Source organism: Singulisphaera photorubra (assembly GCF_045290345.1).
In the GTDB taxonomy this organism is placed as follows: Bacteria; Planctomycetota; Planctomycetia; order Isosphaerales; family Isosphaeraceae; genus Singulisphaera.
In genome coordinates this window covers 1,488,174-1,510,081 of sequence record NZ_CP155447.1, presented here as the reverse complement: position 1 = coordinate 1,510,081, position 21,908 = coordinate 1,488,174, and the positions used below count along the sequence as shown (strand labels likewise).

Below are 21,908 nucleotides of genomic sequence, written 5' to 3'. Positions count from 1 at the left end.
CAGGAAAGGGCGAAGCGGCTCTAGGCGTGCTCCACAAGGCCGCTGAAACGGAGGGGGGGGTTTGGAGGCTCAGTGAGCCGGCATCGGGATCCAGCGCGGGACGATGGCGCCTGGCGTCCATTGGTTCCGGGCACGGATGTCATCGTCGCTGAGGCGTTGGGGCTTCAGGTAGACGTAGTAGTCGTCGGTCCGTTCGAAGAGGTCATCCGTGGGCTCGGCGGACTCGCTGACGACCATGACGTTCGTGAATCGGAGGTGAAAGTAGCCCGGGATCAGTTCGTCGTAGCGATCGGTATCGAGCTGGAGTGTGAACGGAACAAGACGGCGGTCGCCCCGAACGTCCTGCACGCGGTCCTTGCTGTGATCGGCCCGGCGGATCGGCACGGGCTGCCAGCCTCGGTCGACCTGAACGAAGGCGTGAAGCTCGGGCCCGAGGACGTGGAACGGCTTGTCCGGGGCGAAGTTCTCGAGATAGATGGTCACTTCGTAGCGGCCATCGGGCTGGTAGACGACGTCATGGATATCCGCGCGGAGCTGCTGCATCGCCAGCGATTCTGCCTGCTTACGCTCGCTGACCCGCCGCTCAAGGGCCTGCCCTTGGAATCGGGCCGAGAGGGTATCGAAGGCGTAGAGCGCCCCGGCGACGACGGCGACCCAGCCGAGGAACCCGAGGAGGAACCGAACGAATCCGGCCCCCGGTGGCGTCGGCTCGACCACCGTCAGGGCTTCCGGCCCGGCCTCGAACGGGCCGTCTGCAACGGCAGGCGCGGGGTCTGGAGCGTACGCCTCGGCGCAGTGGGGCACGACCTCGGCGAACGCGTGGGCAGGCCGCAAGGCCGAGACGAGGCGACCCGAGCGGAGCGTCACCACGCGGTCGGCCCGGGCCGCCAGCGTCTGGTCGTGGGTGACGATGACCAGGGTCGTCGCGTGCGACCGGTGGAGGTTCTCCAACAAGGTGAGCACTTCCCACTCGGCCTGCTCGTCGAGGTCATTGGTCGGCTCGTCGGCCAGGAGCAAAGTGGGCCGGTTGATCAGGGAGCGAGCGACGGCGATCCGGCGTTGCTGGCCCCCGGAGAGCTCACCAGGATAGGCATCCCAACGTTCGGCCAGGCCGACCTGGCCGAGGAGACCCCGGCCCGCTCGTAGGCGTCGGCCTGTTCCGCCGCGCCGAGCAGGGCGGGAAGCGCCACGTTGTCGATCGCGCGGAGGTTCGGCAGGAGCCCGGCGAACTGGAAGAGGAAGCCGATCCGACGGGCCCGGAAGTCGGCCAGGGCGCCGGGCGAGAGCGTGTGGAGGTCCGTGTCGCCGATCGAGACGGAGCCCGCGGTGGGGCGACAGAGTCCCCCAATCATCCCCAGGAGCGTCGACTTCCCGGAGCCCGAGCGCCCGCAGATCGCCAGGAATTCCCCAGGGGCGATCTCCAGATCGACGCCGTCAACCGCGACGATCGGCCCGCGCGACGTGCGGTAGGTCCGGCCCAGGCCACGCGCTGAGACAAGCATCAGGCCCCCTCCCCGCGGACCAGTCCATAGGGCTCGGAGCGACCGGCGCGCCAGGCCGGCAGCGCCGCGCCGGCGAGCCCCACGGCGCCACAGAGCAGGCTGCTGACCACCCCCGCAACCATCAGGAACGTCGGGCCGGGCAAGACGAACGGAACCTGATACTGCTGGAACTGATAACCGAGTGTCCGCTCAAAAAGGACCAGGCCACCGGCCCCGAGCACGACTCCGCAGATCCCGCCCAGGCCGGTCGTCAGGGCCGCCTCGGCCAGGATCAGCCAGACGAGTTGAAGAGGGCGCATCCCGACCGCCAGCAGCAGTCCGAGCTCGCGTCGCCGCTCGCTGAGGAGGCCGGTGTAAAGCGCGGCCACCATCAAGGCCGTGGTCAGCAGGATCAGGCCGGAGAAGACGACCGAGCCCCCCAACACCAGGCGGAGGGCCTGGCGAACGGAGGTGCTCAGACCGTTGCCCGCAACCACCTGGACGTCGGGCCGTCGCGCCGCGGCAAAGCGGAACTGTTCCGGGGTCGCTCCGACCCGAAGCCGCACGAGCAGGGCCGTGGCGCGATCCGTGTCGAGGTCCGTCGCGAACTCGCGCCCCGAGGACGCTCGAGCCGCCGCGGCGACGTCGGAGACCGTCTCGAACGAGGCGAAGATCGCGCGTTCGAACGGTCCGACCCCGGTGAGGGCGAGTCGCCCGTAGACGGTAAAATCACGATGAAAGAGCCTCACCGTGCCGCCGACCGTCTCGGGCCGACGACCGCCGACGATCAGGTCGCCCCGACGAAAGCCTCGTCCCAGTGACTCGACCAACCAGGGGCGCACGGTGAAGTCACGATCCGGATCGAACGCGATCAAGTCCTCCTGACCACCGCCGTGCGACGCGTTGGCGCTCGGGAGTCCGAAATAGCGTTGGGGGGCGGCCACCTCAACCCCGGGGAGCCTGGCGAGAGCCGCGATCGTCTCGGGATCGATCGTCGCCTCGGTCGGCTCAACAGTCAGCAGCGCGGCCGTGAGGTTGACCGTCGTCCCCCTGGAGACGGCCATCAGGTCGGCCCCCAGGCGATCCAGGCTCGTTCCGGCACTGTCCTGGATCGCCCTACGGAGGACGGTGGCCGTGAAGACCGAGGCCCCTCCGACCGCGACCGCCATCGCCAGCAGGGCCGCCCGGAGCGGACGATGGCCCAGCCCCTGAATCGCCAGGCGAAGGAAGAGCCAAGACGAACGTCTGATGTTCATTTTCCTGCCTCTTAATACCGTCTTCGATCTCCGAGGCAAGCGGCAATCATCGGCCGTTCAAACCTGGCAGACGCGGCTGAACTTCAGCTCCTGCGTGTTCTTCGGCACGAGAACACAGTCGTGGTGGCCTCCGAAATTGGGCATGTAGCCGAGCGGCTCGAGCGTATCCTGCCGGAACACGAAGATGCCCGACTCCAGGCGCTGAAATCCACTGAAGATGGCGAACACAAACTTACCGCAGGGGGAGACCGCCAGGGTCTGCAGATCGACCCCAACGTTCCGGAATTTCTTGATCACCTTCCATGTTGACGTGTCGGCCACAAAGATGTCGCTCCGCATCGGCTTGGGCCGGAGCACGGTGAAGAAGCACTTGGTTCCATCGGCGGAATAGCCGATGTGAAACGGTGAGGGATACTCTCCGACCCATTCCTTATCGCGGAGGTAGGTCTGCCGCTTCCATTGGCGTGGGTCGGCGTTGCGCACGTCCATGATGGCGACGTTGTTGGCCCGAAGGTTGTTCATCATGCAGAAGACGGGCGGGTCGATCGTGGGGTTGAAGCCCGACTCGTGGATCGGGTTGCTGACCCCGTCGAGGGTCACCTCCCAGGTATCCGGCGTGCTGCTGACCTTCTTGAGCGGGTAGTTGTCCTTGCCGTTCTCGTCGGCGCTGATGAAGCAGACCGGTTCCCAGTTCTGGCGATCCAGGATGATACCGCCGCCGCACATCCGAAGGCCCAGGACCGAGAATCGGTCGCGCGGGTCGTGGAGGGCGAAGTCGAGGCCGGTCAGGCTCTGGGGCGCATCACCCGGGATCTGACCGCGCTCCACCAGGAGCTCGGCCATCGGAGCCATCTCATAATTGATCTTGTTGCCCTTGCTCCCCCGGTAGTTGTAATAACCGTCGGCGGCGTGGAGCCCTCCCGCTTCTTCCTTCGATGGGGTGAGCCGCTGCAGCCGGATCGTCCCCCCCTTCATCCAGCTCTCTCCCAGGTAGGGCGACTTGGGGATCCAGTCGGCCTTGAAGGCGGCGAGCACCTTGGTCTTCTCGGAGGGCCCCCTGGCCCTGCTAAAGAAGGCGGCCACATCCTTCTGACCGTCAGCGCAACTGAATCCGCTGGCGTCGGGGTAAACCGTGGTATGGACTCCCAGTCCGACGCCCGTGGTTTCGGCCACGTTCTCCATCAACTCCATCTGACCGGTCTTGCCGTCGTAGCGGACGCGGTAGAGCTGATTGCCCTGGCCGTAGATCGGGTCGAGCAGGCCCATCTCCTTGATCCGGGTGGGGATGCCGTACATCAGGACATTTTCACCCCCTTGAGCCGAGTTGATGAACTCGAAGCCGTTGAACGGATCCTTGCCGTCCTCGGCCGGATACGCGCAAAGGTGGTGCGAGATCGGGCAGGTATCGCCGTAGTTCCAGTACGAGATCCAGGCCAGTTGCTTCATCGACTGGGTGTTGACCGCGTGCGTGCCGCCCCCCAACTTCGTCGGCGAGAGCAGGATGTAGGGCGGAAGTTCCACCTTGATTCCCCCCATGTCCGTGGGCTGAACGACCAGCGATTCCTGATCTTCATCGGCCGTCCCAAGCGCCCTCAGACCCCGATAGGCACCCAGGCCCGTCAGGCCGGCGACCCCGTACTTGAACAGCCGGCGACGTGAGAGCTTTTCATAAAATGAGGATGACACCTTGGCGGCCTCCTGATGAAGTGGCGACTTCTCTGGATCGGCGAAAGGAGTAGGCTCAAACGTTGGGTTGATTGGAATTCCTGAGTGGTTCCCCCCCTCGAGCGTTCACAACGCGAACGGGCACCCCGTGATCAGGGGACGGGACATGCCCGAAACGTCGAGCGGGCGTTCCTCGACCTCGGCGAGGCGAGCGATCCGCCGGCCGAGGTCGCGGAGCCCGTCGGCCGAGCAACCGGGCCAAAAGCCTTCGATCGTGCCGTCCCCGGCCAGAAGCGCCACGTAGCCCCCCTGCTCGGCCCCAAACCGCTGGATCAGGGTGTGCTCGGGATCCGCCAGCACGGGATAGGGAACCTTGAATTCGGCTGCGTAGGCCCGCGCAGCCGCGACATCGCCGTCGATCACCACGGCGAATCGGACGGCCCCATGATAAAGCCGCTCCACGCGGTGAAAGAACGGCTCGAAGTCTGCGTTACAGGGGCAACCTTCCTTGGCGAACACGAAGACGACGGGTTGCCCTGCGCTCAGTTCCGACCAGTCGCGCCACTTACCATCGTCGCCCATCGCCGTGAGGCCCAACAACTTTCGATCAAGCATCGCGTTCGAGGCGATCAGTTGCCGGGGCGTCACGTAATGGACGACGCGCCTGTTCGTCATCTCCATCCTTGAAGAAGCGACGGCCTGCGTCCGGGCGATGCCGGGTGGAGCGGAACCGCAAAGCGACCATCCCGCAGTCACGGCCGCCAGGAGAATCAGGATGAGCCAAGGTGTTCGGCTCGACCAGGTCGTCGCCTAAATCCAATTCAACTGTGCCGACATCCGAATTCCTAGACTTTCGAGTCGGTCCGGCGCAAACAGGTTACCTTCCCGAGACCGCAAGATTCACACGTCGTCCGAATTTGCGTCGCGGAAGGGTGAGGATTTCGACAAATCGGCGAAATTATCGAAATCAACAAGTTGGGACAATAGTCGCCATGACCGAGGGCATCAATAACTTTCTTTCCCGCAAACCTATTTTTTCCTCCGCGAAGACTTCAGCGAATCCCCTCCCGTCCCGAGAATGTGGTCGACGGCTTGCGCCAAGAGGAGATGGTTCGGGGATCGGCCGACACTGGCCAGCGTGATCCGGCCCTTGTTCAGAAGGGCCACGGCATCACCCCCGGGCTGACCATCGCGGTCACCGTCGATCGGACGGCCCAGGGTGTCTCTCATTCCTCCAGCATTCACCCGCAACTGCATCGGATTGCGCAGGGAAAGCGGGGCTCGTGTGGCGAGGGTCACTCGTTTCGTCACGGGATCGTAGGCCGCTGATTTCAGGGCCACCGCCTTGTCATCTCGTTCCAAATTTCTTATCCTTGCCAGCGGTAGCGAGCCGATAATTGCCGACCGATTGAGCCATCCCGGCGTTGAGACCGCCGTCGAACGAGACGACCAGAACCTTCAACTGCCTTCGTCGAACCTTGATGGTCTGAATTTGTACTCCACGAACCGCGACCGGCGAGGCGAGCACGGTCAATGTCCCGGGCCGATACGTGATAGCGTAGTTCGGCGACGAAGCCCCTGACGCCACAATCGCATAAGACCCCGACACCCCAGTGGACGGTGCGGCAGCGAACAACGAGACAGGAGCCGTCAGGCTCGCGGGCGAGTCGCCATTGACGAACCCGGAATAGGTCGCCGTCAGCAGCGGAAGCGACTGCCCGGCGGACATGGATTGGTCGTCCGCCGTGATCACCAGCGATGCCGGCGTGACAGACAGATTTCCACCCAAGAAGGTGATGATATAATTGGCGGATCTCAGGCCGCCCGGCGTGATCGCATAAGTCCCGACGTAGCTCAACGGCGTGGCAGATGTCGCGAAACCGAGGGAACCGCCCAGCACGCTCGGGCTCTCACCGAGGACGAACCCTGTATAGGTCGCTGAAAATGCGGGGTTGGCCTGACCGTAGACCCTGGCCGCATCCCGCGCTTTGACCGTCAGGCGGGCCTTCGCCACGGTCACAGCGATCGGCGCCGCCGCGCTCGCCGGGATTCCGGCCGAGCCGGAATAGATCGCGGAGACAGTATGTGTTCCCGCCCCCAGCGTGTTGAAACTTGAGAAGACAGCAACGCCATTGACCAGCGCAACCGCAGGGCCAAAGTTCGCGCCATTGACAACGAACTGAACGGTACCTCCAAGCGACCCGCTCTCCGACGGGGAAGTGACGATCGCCGTGAAGGCAAGGGACTGACCATAGACGATACTGGCGGACGTCGCCTGCACAGTTGTGGTCGTGGCCGCCGCGACCAACGTCGTTGCCTGAGCCGCCTCAGGCGCAGCCTGGCGATGGCCGACGTGATCGATGGCCATCGCCTGAAAGGCGTAGCGGCGACCAAATTCACCGGCATAAACGGCTGAGGTCTGGGTGGTGCCGATCAGCCAGGATGTGAAAGGACCGCCATCGACCGAGACGAACAAATCGTAGCGTGCGACTCCTGATCCACCGGGATCGTCCTCGCCAGCCCAGGAGACGGTCACGCTCGGTGACGAACCGATGGTCGTCGGAGCTAGCGGAGCAACCCGGCTAGTCGGAGCGCCGGCGTCAATGGTGTTGAGTGACTGCTTGGCCAGGTCGATCCCCTTCGAGGCGTCGAGCGGATCGACCTGATCGGTGGCGATGGTCATGCCACGGTTAAAGGTAATCTGGGCGATGTTGCGGATCTCCGTCCCGGTCGGCAGGTTGGCACGCGGTCGAATCGTATAGGTGAAGAAGCCCTGGCCCCGGCCAGTGCCATCCTCAGGTGGGAGGAAGCCGGTCAAGACATCGGGAGGCAGGCTGGTCGTTGGGTCAACCGACTGGAAAGCGACGGTAATGAGGCCCGTGGCAGGGTCAAGGCCGATGCGGATCTCGACGTCGAACGTCCGGCCGTTGTAGGTCGCCGCAATGATGGTCTCGAAATCCTGCAGACCTGCCGGGATGTTAATTCGGGTGTCACCAAAACCGACCTGGATCAGCTCGAAGCTGCTCCAATCAAGGTCCGCACTAAGCGGGTCGGTGATATCCACCCGCTGCGCGGGGGCCGTAGCGGTTTCAAGGTTCTCGAAGTTGACCCGGTAAAGGAAGGTGTCGCCCGGCGCAACGAATCCCTCGGGGCCATGGCCGGCGGGACCAAGTTTCTCATTTGGATCCGAGGGTTCGCCAGAGTTGACCTGATTTTGGTTAGTGTCTTTCGTCGGCGGGAATAGCCCCCAGCCATCGCCCGGAGCAACGTCTCCATTATCATCTGGATGAAATGGACTTCCATCGGGCAAGCCCGTCTCAGGCAATCCTTCATCGCCGCTAAGATCTGGGTAGGTGTCATCCGGTAGCGCGAAATCCGGATGAATGCCTTCAAAATCACCTGGACCGTATGGATTGCTAAAGGGCATGCCCGTCCCAGCCCATCCTTCATCGCCGCCATCCTCATCGTCGCCACCAATCAAATCATTAATGGTACGATCAAGGCCCGACGGATCGATCGCGTTGGTCGGGGAGTTCTCGGTATAACGATAGAAATTTACGTCACCACTCCTCAGGCCGATCGGGTCGGGCGAGAGGAACTTCGCGATGCTGGAGTCATAAAACCTGGCTCGCATGAAGTCGAGGCCTTGGCTCTCCCGCATGACTCCGAATTCTCCGACGAACTGGAAGGGGTTCGCCACCATCTCCGTGCTTTGATAAGAGCCGCCGAACGGCTCGAACACATAACGATTGAGCACGCCCCCCCCTGCTCCGATCAATTCGCTCGTGTTCCCTTGCGCGTCGAAGGTGAAGTAATAGGGAGCGGCGGACGGTGTATCGCGGCTGATCAGGCCGTAGCCATGGACGTTGCGGGCGACGAGCTGACCCGAGGCGTCATATTCGCCGACGACGTTCCCGAGTCCGATCGGGTCGATGACGAAGCGGGTCATGTCCCCGTTGAAGGTGGATGCGACACGGTTGCCGAGGGCGTCGTAGGTGTAGGTCTGCTCATCGCTGCCGCGAGTCACGCGGACTAAGCGGTTCTCGGCGTCGAAGGTGTAATTGGTTACGACGCCATCGACAACCTGGCGAATCAGGTTGCCGTCGAGATCAAATGAGTAAACGTCACCGCTCGCGTTGACATATTGATTGAGGTCATTGGTCACGGAGGCGATGACGAAGGCGTCGCTCCCCTCGATGACCGTCTCCTCCAAGCGGTTGCCGAGTGCGTCGTAGATGTAAGCAACCTGACGGCCATCGGGGGAAGTGTAACCGGCAAGTTGGCCGGCGTCGTCGTAGGTGTAGACCCAGCGGCCGTCGAGGGTGGTCATCGACGTCCGCAGGCCGCGGCGGTCGTAGGTGTAATCGAACCGGGACAGGACCGTGCCCCCCGGAGCGAGATTCACAAGGCTGAGGATCTGGCCCGCGGCATCGTAGGTGTAAGTCGTCTCCACGCCGTTGGCGAGTGTCTTTTTCGCGAGGTTCCCGGCGGAGTCGAAGTGGTAGCGCACCAGCATCGTGCCGTTCGAGTCGGTGAGCGATTGGAGCCGGCCGAGGGCATCGTACTCATAGTCGATCCGGTATCCGGTCTCGTCGGTGCTGGATGTCCTTCGCCCGCAAGTGCAGTAGGTGAAGGACAGGGAACGCCCATCGGAGTAGGTGATTTTCGTGAGGAAGCCGGTCGCCAGGTCGTGCGTATAGGTCGTCGTGCCCGTTGGATCAGTGGTGCTCGCGAGGTTGCCGAGCGCGTCGTAGGTGTAGGTGACCCGTGACTGGTCGGCGTAGGTCTTGGCCGTGACGCGTCCCGAGGCATCTTGCTCATAACCGATCTGAGCGCCTCGTCGGTTCGTCCAGGTGTCGACGTTCCCCGTCTCGTCATAGGTCCAACGCTCGACCGAGCCGTCGGCGTTCGTCGAGGAGACCAGGTTGCCCCGAGCGTCGTACGCATAGCGCGTGAGGTTGCCGTTGGCGTCGGTGAACGAGCCTAGCCGATTGAAGCTCCCGGTATAGTCAAACCGGGTTTCATTGCCCAGGGTATCGACCACGCTGGTGAGATTGCCCCGAGCGTCGAAGCCGGCCCGAACGGTCCGCCCTTCGGAATCGGAGACCTGCACAAGATTGCCGGCTCGATCGTAGGACGCGAACGAGGACCTGCCGAGAGGGTCGCTGAGGCGTGCCACCCGGCCGTGATGATCGAACCAGAGACTTCCCGTTCCGCCTGGCGCGGAGGCACTCGGGGGCGTGGTGAGGAAGATGGTCCCGACCGCGTCGTAGGCGTAGGTCGTGAGTGCCGATCCGTCGGTCCCGGAGGCCGATTCGATCCGCCCTCGTTCGTCATACTTGTAGTACTGACGGACACCGGAGGGCGTCTCGATGGAGAGCAAGGCATGGCGTTGCGCGGGGCCACCGACCTGATCGTAAGTGTATCTTGTGATGCGGCCGCCAAAGTCTTCGGCCGAGAGGAGGTACTGGTTCGTCGGGTCGTAAGTGAAGCGCGTGGCCCGGCCACGTGAGTCGGTCACGGAGATGATCCGACCAGTGGCGTTATAAGCAATGTCGAGGCTCGCTCCTCCGGAGTGGACGAGGCGGGTGGGTCGGCCGCCGACGAGCGTGGCCGTGATCGTGTTGCCGTTGGGGTCGGACATCGAACGGACGCTCCCGTCTGCCCCGAATCGAAGCGTGAGGCCGGACTTCTCGCGGAGGACGAGACCGTTCGAGGAGAGCTCGGTGATCAGGCCGGAGTCCCCCGACTCAGCGAAGAACTGGCCGGCCCGGCGACTGTCGGGCTGGAAGCGTCGAGACCGGCCGTCGGCTTGACGGATCACGACGGTCCCATCGGCGAGAACGGCATAGGCCTGATCCCAGCCATCGGTCCAGGTCCAGCCTCGGCCGAGGGCCCCGATCCGGTTGCGGTCCGCCAGCGTCGGACCGAAGGCCCGGTTGAACGTGAGGTCGAGCCCCGGCGCCTCCACGGAGGCATCCCGAGCCTGCGCCAGCACGCTCATCGAAGTCAGGCCGTTGGCCTGGATGAGCTCGAAACCGAGCAACTCACCGATGTCCCGAACATCCTGTCCGAGCCGGGCGAGATAGGCGGAGTTCTCGTTAAGCATCCGTACGTAGTCGCCCCAGGTCGCGCCAACGCTCGATGTCAGGTTGGCGAAGATCGGCGCCCAGGCCGCGGGTGAATAGACATCGGGGCGTAACGAGGACTCCATAGCGGCCCAATCGATGGGCGTGAGATCGTCGGAGGTGAGGGTGCTGAGTGTGAACAAGAACGGGGCGCTTGCCGTCCAAGGCTTCTGCCAACCGGCATAGTGGACGATCACTCGGACGCTCTCGCCGGGCTGGAGCACGCCTGGTGTCTCACCGCTGCCGAGGAACTGTACTGAGTTGGTGAAGCCGTCGGGGATCGCGGAGGTCCATAAGCCCTCGATCAAACGCGAATTATCGAGCGTCAACAGTGCGCCCGGTTTGCCATTTTGGGTCGCCGTGAGCATCAGCAGGGGCGCGGGCATGGCCACGTCACCCCGGTTCGCGTACTCGATCACGATCTCGCCCGGCTGGCGGAACCCGAAGGTGCGAGGCGTGATCAGGTTGGTCCAAAGCTCGGTGCGAGCCCCGGGGATCGCCGTGAATGCCCCGGGCAGGGTCGTCTGAAGACCGCCGGCCTGGGTGACCCGGACGTCGTAGGTGCCCGGTGGGACGGTGTTCGCGGCAAACGTCGCGGTGAGTTGCGTCGTCTGATCAAAGCTGACCGATCGCGCTCGGTAGACGGCTTGATGGCTCGAGCCCACAAGTTCGACGATCGCCGAGCCGTCGAAGCCTGCGCCGGCGAGGGTAAGAGTCATGTCCGCCTCATTGCCCAGCCGGTTGGGCGTGACCCGGTCCAGTAGCACGCGCGAGGCCGTGGCCAGCAGCGTGAAGTGACTCGGCGTAGGGACGTGCTTGGCATAGACGAGCACATACCACGAGCCAGGGACCGCGGCCGGCACCAGAACTTCCTGATCCGGGGAGGCAGGGCGATCGAACCGGAACTGGAAATCGGACCGTGTGGGGGGCGAGCCCAACTTGACGTAGATCTCGTTCTGATTCGCAGCCGACTCGTCGTCGAGCGCGATCCGCAACCGGGTCAGCTCATCGATATCCACGCGGAAAAGCTGGGCGTGCGCATTTCCGGAGAAGCGCCCGGCGAACGGCTCGTCCAGCTCGAGATCGACCAGGCTCGTTTCTTTCAAGCGGAAGGCATAGCTTCCGGGCTGGCCTTGGAGGGCATCGACCGAGAGGGTGTAAATGCCCGAGACCGGAAGAGTGGTCAGGCCGGAACTCGCGGTCAGGCCCGCGAACAGCACCGATCCGTTCGGGTCGCGGAGCGAGAACTTGATCGTCGCGTTCGACGTGTTGATGACGTCCAGTTGAGCCTGCTGACCGGCTGTGGCCGAAAACGTCCACTGGTCGATGCGGAAGCTGCTCGGAAGTATGCCCGAGTACTGCTGATTGAGGAGGATGGGCTGCTTGCCGGCGGAGGTCTCATAGGCACCGAGGATGTATCGGCCCGTGCTGTTGGAAAGCGAGGGGGGCGCCTGAATACGGATCCGGTAGTTGCCGTCACCCGGGAGCAACACGTTCTCGATCACAACGGGTGCGCCCTCGGCCAAGCTCACGCCACCGGCAAGCTGGGTTCCTGTCGGACCGATCAGAAAGACCTCGGCCCAGTTCAATTGCGGCGGGAGAGGCCCGGGGCTACCCGACCCCGTGGTGAGTTGAACCGTGACATGCTGCCCAGCCCGGCCGTAGAAGCTCCACTCGTCGACTTCGCCCGGAGCCGTAATCCGGCCGGGGAGCGACTGGCCCAGGCTGAACTGGCCACCGTCCACCCCCTCGATAACCGCCCCGCCAAGGACAGTTCCGCGGATCGACGCGGCGCGTGTGTAGAGGGTCAATCCGTTAAGGTCAAGGGTCGTCCCAGGCGCAACGTCCAGCGAATCGACGTAAGCCGCCTCGGCGCCTTCCGCACCACTGTTCCGCTGCTGATCGACAAGCCGGACCGTAGCTCCGCCAGCAAGGGCCAGGGAACCGATCGCAAAGTTTCCGCCGAAGGCCTGTGCGGTATTCCCCAAGTTGCGGCCCATGACCTCGAAGAACTTGGTTCCGCTGCCGGAGACCACCAGGGATGCGCCGAGGGCGAATCGATCGGCCTCCCGCGTGTCACCCAGAAGGCTTCCCTGGAGTTGGATCCGGCCGGAACCTAAGGTTGAGAGAATCCCGCTCCCCTTGACGGTCAGGGAACTCATGAAAACGAGGGTCGAAGCTTCTCCCGCGCGAATGATCCCCTCATTACTCACCTCTCCCAGGATCGTTCGCGTCCCTCCGCTACCTACCCCGGCCTCGATGACACCCGTGTTCGTCAACCCGCCGGTGGCGGTCGTCAGGTTCGACGAAAAGTTGCGATCGCGCGATTCAAGATGCAGCCGGCCGGCATTGACTGCCCCGGAGGCGGTGGTGAGCAGAGCATTGCTTTCTCCCTCCTTGCCTTGAACCCAGAGCGTGACGTTGGGCCCTCGATTTCCAAGGAGGACTGACAAGTTTCCCCATGCGTACACCGTCGAGGCCAGAGTGGCAGTCTCGCTGATGTCGAAGCGAGAACCGCGCCCCCCAACCGTGCCCCTCACCGCCCCGCCTGTGACCTGAAAGATACCGCCCACAAGCACGAGTCGACCGGCCGCCTCGATCGAACCACCCGACTGGTGGAAGACGGGCTCGCTCCCATTGATGGTCAGGGTGCTCCCGACCTCGACATCGATGAGGCCGGTGTTGGTGAGGTTGCCCGTAACAGTGTAAACACCGCCACTACCTACATTCACGTCTAGGATTCCAGCATTCGTCAACGCACCGGACTGCACCACCACCGACGACTCGAACGTGCGATCGCTTGACTCCAGCAGGATCGTTCCCCGATTCGTCACAGGCCCGGGGATCGTCAATCGGGCCGCACCTTGACCGTCGCGACCGTTCACCCAAAGCGTGGTGTTGGGCAGAACGTCGCTGACCAGGACGTTACCAAGTCCGGCCAAAACCAGGGTCGTGGGCTGAGCCGGAGAGGCCGTCACCCGAATCTGGGTGTCGATCAGAACGGCCGAGCCGTCGATGCGGCCCCCAGCAGCCTCGAACACGCCCCCAGTGACGGTCAGGTACGAGTTCGCCGGAACCTCGATCAACCCGCTGTTGACCACGTTCCCCGTGATCGTGCGGAAGCCACCAGTGCCAAGATTGGAGACGATCCGGCCGGTGTTGAAGATCGAGTTCAGTCCGGTCGCCAATTCAGAAGATAAGGCGCGGTCGCGCGACTCCAGGCGGATCGTCCCGGCATTGACGGCCCCCGCACCCGCGGTCAATAGAGAATGGCCATCCGAGTCGCGGCCCTGAACCCAGAGCGTGACATGGCGGCTGCGGTTACCTATCAGGGTTGAGCCGGCGCCCCAGGCGTACACCGTCGAGGCGCTCGTGACAGTCTCGGCGACGTCGAACCTGGTGTCGTCTCCCCCCACGGATCCGACGACGGTTCCCCCCGTAAAGCGAAATGTTCCCCCTTGAAGCGTGAGTCGCCCATCTGCCTGGATCGATCCTCCGGCATGCGTCAGCAGGGGGTTGGTGCCGTTGATGGCTAATGTGGTGTTCAGCTCGACATTGATGAGGCCGGTGTTGGTGAGATTGCCCCCAACGGTGTAAACACCGCCACTACCTGCATTCACATCTATGATCCCAGCATTCGTCAACGCACCGGACTGCACCACCACCGACGACTCGAACGTGCGATCGCTTGACTCCAGCAGGATCGTTCCCCGATTCGTCACAGGCCCGGGGATCGTCAATCGGGCCGCCCCTTGGCCGTCGCGACCGTTCACCCAGAGTGTGGTGTTGGGCAGAACGTCGCTGACCAGGACGTTACCAAGCCCGGCCAATACCAGAGTCGTGGGCTGGGCCGGAGAGGCCGTCACCCGAATCTGGGTGTCGATCAGGACAGCCGAGCCAGCGATGCGGCCCCCGGCTGCCTCGAACACGCCCCCGGTGACGGTCAGGTACGAGTTCGCCGGAACTTCGATCAACCCGCTGTTGACCACGTTCCCCGTGATCGTGCGGAGGCCGCTCGACCCCCGATAGGAGACGATCGTGCCGGAATTCCTAAGTGTGTTCGGCCCTGTTGCCAGGTTCGCGGAGAAGCCGCCGTCGCGTGATTCCAGGCGGATCGTCCCGGCGTTGACGGCATCGGTTGACAGAGCGAGCACCGCGTGACTCTCGGTGCTGCGGCCCTGGACCCAGAGCGTCACATTCGGCGCGAGATTACCAAGAAGGATCGACTCCCCACCCCAGGCGTAGACGGTCGAAGCACTCGTGACCGTCTCGGCCACATCGAACTTGGCGTCGTGGCCCCCAACATTGCCGGATAGCGAGCCCCCCGTGTAGTGGAACGTCCCCCCCTCCACCATGAACCGGCCCACAGCGTTGATGGAGCCGCCACCCTGTTGCACGACATGGTCGTTGCCATTGACGAGCAGGGTGGCATTCAAGGCGACATCAATCGTTCCTGTATTTGTAAGATTGCCGGTGATGGCTCGTTCGCCGCCACTACCGGCGTTGACGCTGATGATACCGAAGTTAGCCAACACCCCGCCGACGGCCACATTCGAACGGAAGCCAGAGTTGAGCGATTCGAGCCGTAACACCCCAGAGTTGGTCAGCCCGGAGCGGATGTTTAAGGTGGAGTGACTCCCGGTTGACGACCCCTGAATCCAGACGGTTTCCGCATTGGTAAGGCTACGGATGTCGGGCTGAACACCCCGGTAAATGATGGTCGTTTCGCCGGGCAGGTCGATCACAACGTCGTCCTGCTCGGAAGGGAGACGGTCCTCGCTCCAATTCTCGGCGTCAGACCAGAGCACCCCGTCACCGCCACCATCCCAAGACACCGTGGAGAGCAACTGCCGCTGCTCGAGACATTCGAACTCGAAAGTCCTCATCCTGGAAGATCGACGCCGAGGCAGGTTTCGTCGCAACGGTGTCTGGCGCTTGCTCATCGTCCCGCTCCGCAGAGTTTTTATGCGGGCGCATAGCGCAACCCACACTTATCTATTCTAATATCGTCAAACCAAGTTTATGATTTTTTACTGAGTGAGGCCGGACTGGTGCTGCACTGCATCCATCGGGACTCGCTCATTCAAGGCTCTGTCAATCACACTCGCTCGTCGCTAAGCAGAGCAACTGACAGCGGCGGTTCCCCGCGAGCGACCCGGCATCTTGGGATCGCACGGCATGATCAGGGCCTGCCCATCAAGCAGAGCTGTGTCGTTTTTGAGGGGGAGTCTGACGGAATGCCGACCATCGGCATTGGGGTGGGGGAGAGTGAGAGCGAGAGAGAAGGCATGAAGTTAGTCCTGATGGTCAACACGGGAAGCCACAACCAAAGGGGGGGGGGGGAACTGCCGCGTCGTTCGAGCCGAACGACTCTCCGAAGAGCCCATGAGAAGCTAGTCCGGGCAACCACGGAGCTCAGAAACTATATCCTCATGCTTTCACTCCAAATAACTGCGAACAAAGACGCCTACCCTCTTTCATGGAGCGAGTCGCCGTTTGCAGCCCAATCACTGCGTGAATTCACGTACGGGATCGGCGAGTCCCGCGGCACAACCACACGGAGCGGAGCACTTCAGGGTGAAGCACGCCGTGGCAGAAACGTGGCGTCCTGTCACCGAAATTCACGTCATGAAACCGCAAAGCTTGACGGCGGTCCTGGTATTGTTTGACATGGTGCGGGATCGATCCTATGGCCGCGATCAATCCTTCCCTCTAGGTACAGCTTGGCGAGACGCGACTTCAGACGAAGAAAATCAAAAATAATGAAGACGCCGGCCCCAGACCTGGCGGACGCCAATCCCCGCGTGATCCCGTTCCCTTTAAATCGTTCCTCGGAGCCGCGGCTGCGGGCCTGAGTCATGACCGACCTGAGCGAGCATCGGCTGGAGCGTTTGATCGAACGCTTACGGCGGGGAGAGGATCAGGCCCGCCACGCGCTCCTCGCCCTCGTTCACGAGCGGCTCCGCCGCCTGGCCGGCGTGCGGCTCCATCGGGACTTTCCCCCGCTCCGCGATCGCCACGACGCCGATAGCGTGCTGCATGAGGCCTGGCCCAGGCTGATCAAGGCTCTGAAGGCTGCCCCACCGCCGACTGCCGCGGATTTCTTCCGGCTCACCGCGCATAAGATCAACCAGGTCCTGCTCGACATGCTCGACCGACAGCAGGTCCGCGACCGCCGCGAACGGGCCAGCGGCACCGTCGACACCCTCGCGACCGACATCTCGCCTCTGGCCCGGAGCAGCGAAGATCCGGCCCGGCAGCTCGCACTTTCCGAGGTCCACCGGTTCGTCGACGAGCTGCCGCCCGAAGAGCGGGCCGTCTTCAAAATGCACTACTACCAGGACCTGACCCAGGCCGAGATCGCTCCTCTCCTGGGCAAGACACCGCGGCAGGTCAGCTATCTCTGGGTTGCCGCCGCAGGCCGGCTGGCCGGGCGGCTCGGCGGAACGCACAGCTTATAAGCGGACTCACCACGGGGGCCCTGACCAGTGGACGACGCACGCACCACCGATTGGCTGGTCGCCTGGGACGAGGCCCGAAGGCAGGGCGAGACTCTCTCGGCGGCCGAACTCTGCCCCGATAACCTCGAGCGACAGGAACGTCTCCGAAACCGGATCCAGGAGCTGGAGCGAATCTACAAGGTCCTGCGCGTCTCCGATGAGTCCTCTTCCCCAGCGCAGGGCTCGAAGACGATCGCCGACCTGGACCTCCTGGAAGAACTCGGACGCGGCGGCATGGCTGTCGTCTTCAAGGCCCGCCAGACCGAACTCAAGCGGATCGTGGCAGTCAAAATGATCCTCGCCGGGCCCTACAGCCGCCCCGAGCAAGTCGCCCGTTTCCACGCAGAGGCCGAGGTCGTCGCCCGCCTGGAACATCCCCACATTGTCACCATTCACAAGCTGGGTGAGCACGAAGGCCGCCCCGTCCTCGTGCTGGAATACATGCCGGGCGGAACCCTGGCCGAACGGTACGCCGGAGCCCCCCAGCCGCCGACCGAGGCGGCGAAGCTGGTCGAGGCCCTGGCCCGCGCCATGCACCACGCCCACGGGCGCGGTATCGTCCACCGCGACCTGAAACCCTCCAACATCCTGCTGACCGCCGACGGCGTCCCCAAGGTCGCCGACTTCGGCCTGGCCAAGATCCTCGACGACGACGCCGGTACAACCTGGACCGGAGACATCCTCGGCACTCCAAGCTATATGGCCCCGGAGCAGGCCGAGGGCAAGTCCAGGTCGATTGGCCCGGCCACCGACGTCTACGCCCTGGGGGCGATCCTCTATGAGGCCCTGACCGGACGCCCCCCCTTCCAGGGGACCACCAAGCAAGAGACGCTGGAGTTGGTCCGCACGCAGGAGCCGGTCTCGCCGCGGCGGCTTCAGCCCAAGATCTCCCGCGACCTCGAGACCATCTGCCTGACCTGCCTGCGCAAGGAGCCGATCCGCCGCTACAGGTCGGCGGAGGACCTCGCCGAAGACCTCCAACGCTCCCTCGACGGCTTCCCCATCCGGGCCCGTCGGATCGGTCTCGGCGAACGAATCGTCCGCTGGGTCCGTCGCCACCCGACTCTCATGGCCGTGGTCGCCGCCGGGTTGACCGTCCTCCTCGTGCTCGCCATCGCCGGAGTTCGCGCGGAAGGCCAGGCCCGACGCCGCGAGACCGCCAGCCGCGTCCGGACCCTGGTCCACACCCTGGGGACGATCGAGACGGCCCGGGTTTCCGACCACCTCCTTGCCCTGGCACCGTACAGCGAGCCGGCCATCCCGCTGCTGCAGACCATCATGGCCAAGGCTCCCCTCGGTTCGCGCGAGCGGCTCCATGCCGCCTTGGCCCTCCTACCCACCGATCCCAGCCAGGCGAGCTACCTGGCCGACCGCCTCCTGGTGGCTACGCCCGACGAGTTATCGATCATCCGCGCCACGCTCACGAAAGAGGGTCAGCTCCCCCTGGCCCGCCTGTGGAGCGTGCTGGGGAACAATCGCGAGGACAACGGGCCGCGACTTCGGGCGGCGTGTGCGCTCGCCCTTCATGGAGAAGCCGACGACCCGCGTTGGGTCACGGTTGGGCCCGACCTCGCCCGCGTGCTGGCGATGGAAGATCCGCTCACCGTCGGCCAGTGGGCGGACCTGCTCCGGCCCGTCGGCAGCCACCTCCTCCCCACCCTGACGGACCTGCTGGCGGATGACCGCCACGGCGCCGCCGAACGGCGCGTGCTCGCCGCTCTCTACGCCACGCTCGCCCGCGACGTCCCCGGCGGGTTCGACTCCCTTGAGGGGCGGCTGATCGAGCCAAGCCAAGCCGCGATCCGGTCCGAGGACGATCGCCTCGACGCCGCCAGAACGCGGGCCGTCGTGGCGGCGTCCTTGCTCCTCATGGGCCGGGAGGATCGCGTCTGGCCACTCCTCCGGCACACGCCCGACCCTACCGTTCGGAGCGCTCTCATCGAAGCCTTGAGCGCGGCGGGGGTCGATCCCGTCCGGCTCGTCGCGCGGTTCCGCGTCGAGCGTGACGTCTCCATTCGCCGGGCCCTTCTGCTCGCGCTGGGCGAGTACGACCCGGCCTGGACGATCATCCCCAACCGCGAGGCCCTGATCGACACGCTCCTCGCCGAGTACCGGAACGAGCCCGACGCCGGGCTCCACAGCGCTCTGCACTGGCTCCTCGACCGCTGGGGACAGACGAAGCGCGTGCGCCGGATCGACCTCGAGATGGAACTGCTCCCCCCCGGAGACCGGCAGTGGCTCGTCAACTCCCAGGGTCAGGTGTTCTCGATCGTGACCGCCCCCGCCGGGTCGGTACCGACCGGGGCAACGGGTCGGCAGGCCGGCGAACACCGCTTCGCCCTGGCGACCAAGGAGATCACTCCCTACCAATTCCACCGCTTTTCCAAGTGGATTCGCAATTCTCGACAGCCGACGCCAAGGTCCCTCGCCGCCGACGCCATCCTCTGGGAGAACCCCTTCGCGAAACTCGGCCCTGCCGGGCGTGAGGACGGCCCTGCCCTGGGGATTCTCTGGCACGAGGCGGCCGCCTACTGCAACTGGCTGAGCCACCGGGAGGGGATCCCCGAAGACCAGTGGTGCTATGTGACGAACTCAGGGGCCGGAGAAGGCCTCCCCCCCCTGCGCCCTGCACCCGACCTCCTGAAGCGGGCCGGATATCGCCTGCCCACGGTCGCGGAATGGACCCTGGCCTGCAGCGCCGGGGCCTCCACGCCGTCCGCCTTCGGCCACGACCAGGTGTTGCTCGCCCGCTACGGCTGGTGGTTCGGCAACGCCGAGGGCCATGCCTGGCCGGTCGGCGAGCTCAAGCCCAACGACCTGGGCCTGTTCGACCTCTACGGCAATGCCTGGGAGCACTGCGACAACCCCGGCGGACAGCCCCAGCGCGTCGTCTGCGGGGGCTCCTTCCTCGTCCCATCCATTGCCATCAACCTCATTGATACCAACGCATACCCGCTCATGGACCGAGGAACTTCCGTCGGGTTTCGCCCCGCGCGAACGCTCACGCCTAACGCCCGAGCCACCACGCCCTGACCGTTCGTGAGCCAACAACCCAGGCTTCTGTGCTCACCCCCTCATTCCAAACCCATCGGCCTCCGGGCAGACAGACGGCCCGGTTTCCTTGCGACAGACTCACCCGAATTCACAGAAGCGGACAAGCCTGACTGGGCGACGACGACGGCGGCAACGGCAGGAAGTCCCCTACGAACTTTCTGGACCTTACTCATCTGGACATAATTTATGAGAGGTGAACTCCAGTAAATCACCAACAGAAATTGGATTGAACACCCGAGTTCCCCGCCTCGTAGAGAATCCTGTGCTAAGAAGTGGTGTAGGCGGGTTCTTCTCAGATCAGAGTGGAACCCCATGAACAGCGCGCACGCGACGTTGCGATGCGTGGCACTCGTTTGTACTCCTCGAGCGGAGCCTCACTGATGGCGGGCGAAAGTAGCGCGATTCGCGGCAGCTTCTTCGATTTCGTCGATGACCCCTGGAAGTATGTGGGGCGCGAGCAGGAGTCGGCCCGGTTTACTCGAGACGGTCTGCTCGTGGTCAAAGATGGCCTGGTCGTGGATTTCGGCGACTTCGAGGAAGTCGCGCCCCGCCACCCGGGAATCGCGATCACCCACATCAAGGATCGATTGATTCTCCCTGGGTTTATTGACGGGCATATCCACTTTCCCCAGGTCCGCGTCCTTGGCGCCTACGGCAGCCAGTTGCTGGACTGGCTGCAGAATTGGATCTTCCCCGAAGAGCTCAAGTACAAAGATCGCGACTACTCCCGCGAAGCCGCCAAGAATTTCTTCGACGCCCTGCTCGCCGGCGGCACCACGACCTGCCAGGCGTTCACTACCAGCAGCCCCGTCTCGACCGAGGAGTTCTTTGAAGAGGCGACCCGGCGCGACATGCGCGTGATCTCGGGCCTGACCGGCATCGACCGGTTCGCTCCCGACGACTTCTGCATCACCCCCGACGACTTCTACAACGAATCCGACCGCCTGATCGAACGTTACCATCGCAAGGGCCGCAATCTTTACGCGATCACGCCGCGATTCGCCGTGGGCTGTACGTCCGAAATGATGGACCGTTGCAGCCAGTTGAAGAAGAAGTATCCCGACTGCTGGGTCAACACCCACATCTCGGAAAACCCGTCCGAAATCCGCACGGCGCGCGAGCACTACCCCGACTGCACGGACTACACCCACGTCCACGAGAAGCACGGCTTGCTCGGCCCGAAGTTCACGGCCGGCCACGCCGTCTGGCTCTCGAACGACGAGTTCCGCCGCTTCTCGAAGGCAGGCGCCTCGGTCTGCTTCTGCCCGCTCTCCAACCTCTTTCTGGGAAGCGGCCTGTTCCGGCTCGGCCGGGCGACCGACCCCGAGCACCCCGTCCGCGTTTCGCTCGGCTGCGACATGGGAGGCGGCAACGCCTTCAGCATGATTCGCGTCCTGGAAGAAGCGTACAAGGTCGGCATGTGCAACAACACGATGCTCGACGGCTCGGTCAACCCGCGTGAGCAAGACCTGGCCGAGGCCGACCGTAACAAGCTCGGCCCCTATCGCGCGTTCTACCTGGCCACGCTCGGCGGCGCCCGCGCCCTCTACATCGACGACGTCCTCGGCAATTTCGAGAAGGGCAAAGAGGCCGACTTCGTGGCCATCGACTGGAACGCCGGCCAGGCGGCCATGAAGTGGCACCAGTCACTCATCACCCCCGGAAACCCCAAGAGCATGGACGAAGCCGCTCAGCTCCTCTTCGGGGTCATGTCGGTCGGCGACGATCGCAACATCGACGAGACCTGGATCGCCGGCAAGCGGGCTTACAAAAAAGCGGGCGTTTGACCGCGACACTCCTTCGGGCCGCCTTCAGCGGAAGACG

At 64.0% G+C, this 21,908-nt stretch carries 10 protein-coding genes; 3 read left to right on the top strand and 7 right to left on the bottom strand.

Annotated elements, in window-relative coordinates; translation table 11 throughout:
- Positions 1-69: 69 nt before the first annotated feature.
- The 7 genes from V5E97_RS05700 to V5E97_RS05670 all read right to left on the bottom strand — a co-directional run bounded on the left by V5E97_RS05700 (position 70) and on the right by V5E97_RS05670 (position 15,416).
- On the bottom strand, positions 70-1,110 hold the full coding sequence (locus V5E97_RS05700; RefSeq protein WP_406701133.1) for an ATP-binding cassette domain-containing protein: 1,041 nt from the start codon (positions 1,108-1,110) through the stop codon (positions 70-72).
- The gene (locus tag V5E97_RS05695; RefSeq protein WP_406698324.1) at positions 1,032-1,502 is read right to left on the bottom strand and encodes an ABC transporter ATP-binding protein; all 471 of its coding nucleotides are present in this window, start codon (positions 1,500-1,502) and stop codon (positions 1,032-1,034) included. The genes V5E97_RS05700 and V5E97_RS05695 overlap by 79 nt, the downstream gene beginning before the upstream one ends.
- Positions 1,502-2,737, bottom strand: coding sequence for an ABC transporter permease (locus V5E97_RS05690; protein WP_406698323.1), 1,236 nt, complete (start codon positions 2,735-2,737; stop codon positions 1,502-1,504). Before V5E97_RS05690 ends, V5E97_RS05695 begins: the two co-directional genes overlap by 1 nt.
- Before the next feature lie 57 nt (positions 2,738-2,794).
- Positions 2,795-4,423, bottom strand: coding sequence for a hypothetical protein (locus V5E97_RS05685; RefSeq protein ID WP_406698322.1), 1,629 nt, complete (start codon positions 4,421-4,423; stop codon positions 2,795-2,797).
- 105 nt (positions 4,424-4,528) lie between these two features.
- Complete coding sequence (locus V5E97_RS05680) at positions 4,529-5,077, bottom strand: peroxiredoxin family protein (protein WP_406698320.1); 549 nt, start codon at positions 5,075-5,077, stop codon at positions 4,529-4,531.
- Between the two features lie 354 nt (positions 5,078-5,431).
- Positions 5,432-5,764: a hypothetical protein gene (locus tag V5E97_RS05675; RefSeq protein WP_406698319.1), complete on the bottom strand. Its 333-nt coding sequence runs from the start codon at positions 5,762-5,764 to the stop codon at positions 5,432-5,434.
- Positions 5,751-15,416: an MBG domain-containing protein gene (locus tag V5E97_RS05670; RefSeq protein WP_406698318.1), complete on the bottom strand. Its 9,666-nt coding sequence runs from the start codon at positions 15,414-15,416 to the stop codon at positions 5,751-5,753. Before V5E97_RS05670 ends, V5E97_RS05675 begins: the two co-directional genes overlap by 14 nt.
- A gap of 972 nt (positions 15,417-16,388) precedes the next feature.
- Between V5E97_RS05670 and V5E97_RS05665 the strand changes: the two genes are divergently transcribed.
- The 3 genes from V5E97_RS05665 to guaD all read left to right on the top strand — a co-directional run bounded on the left by V5E97_RS05665 (position 16,389) and on the right by guaD (position 21,871).
- Positions 16,389-16,991, top strand: a complete 603-nt coding sequence (locus V5E97_RS05665; protein WP_406698317.1) for an RNA polymerase sigma factor — start codon at positions 16,389-16,391, stop codon at positions 16,989-16,991.
- 27 nt (positions 16,992-17,018) lie between these two features.
- Complete coding sequence (locus V5E97_RS05660) at positions 17,019-20,063, top strand: bifunctional serine/threonine-protein kinase/formylglycine-generating enzyme family protein (RefSeq protein WP_406698316.1); 3,045 nt, start codon at positions 17,019-17,021, stop codon at positions 20,061-20,063.
- A gap of 401 nt (positions 20,064-20,464) precedes the next feature.
- Positions 20,465-21,871 (top strand): guanine deaminase, encoded by a 1,407-nt coding sequence (guaD, locus tag V5E97_RS05655; RefSeq protein WP_406698315.1) that lies wholly within the window; start codon positions 20,465-20,467, stop codon positions 21,869-21,871.
- The last annotated feature ends 37 nt before the right edge of the window (positions 21,872-21,908 follow it).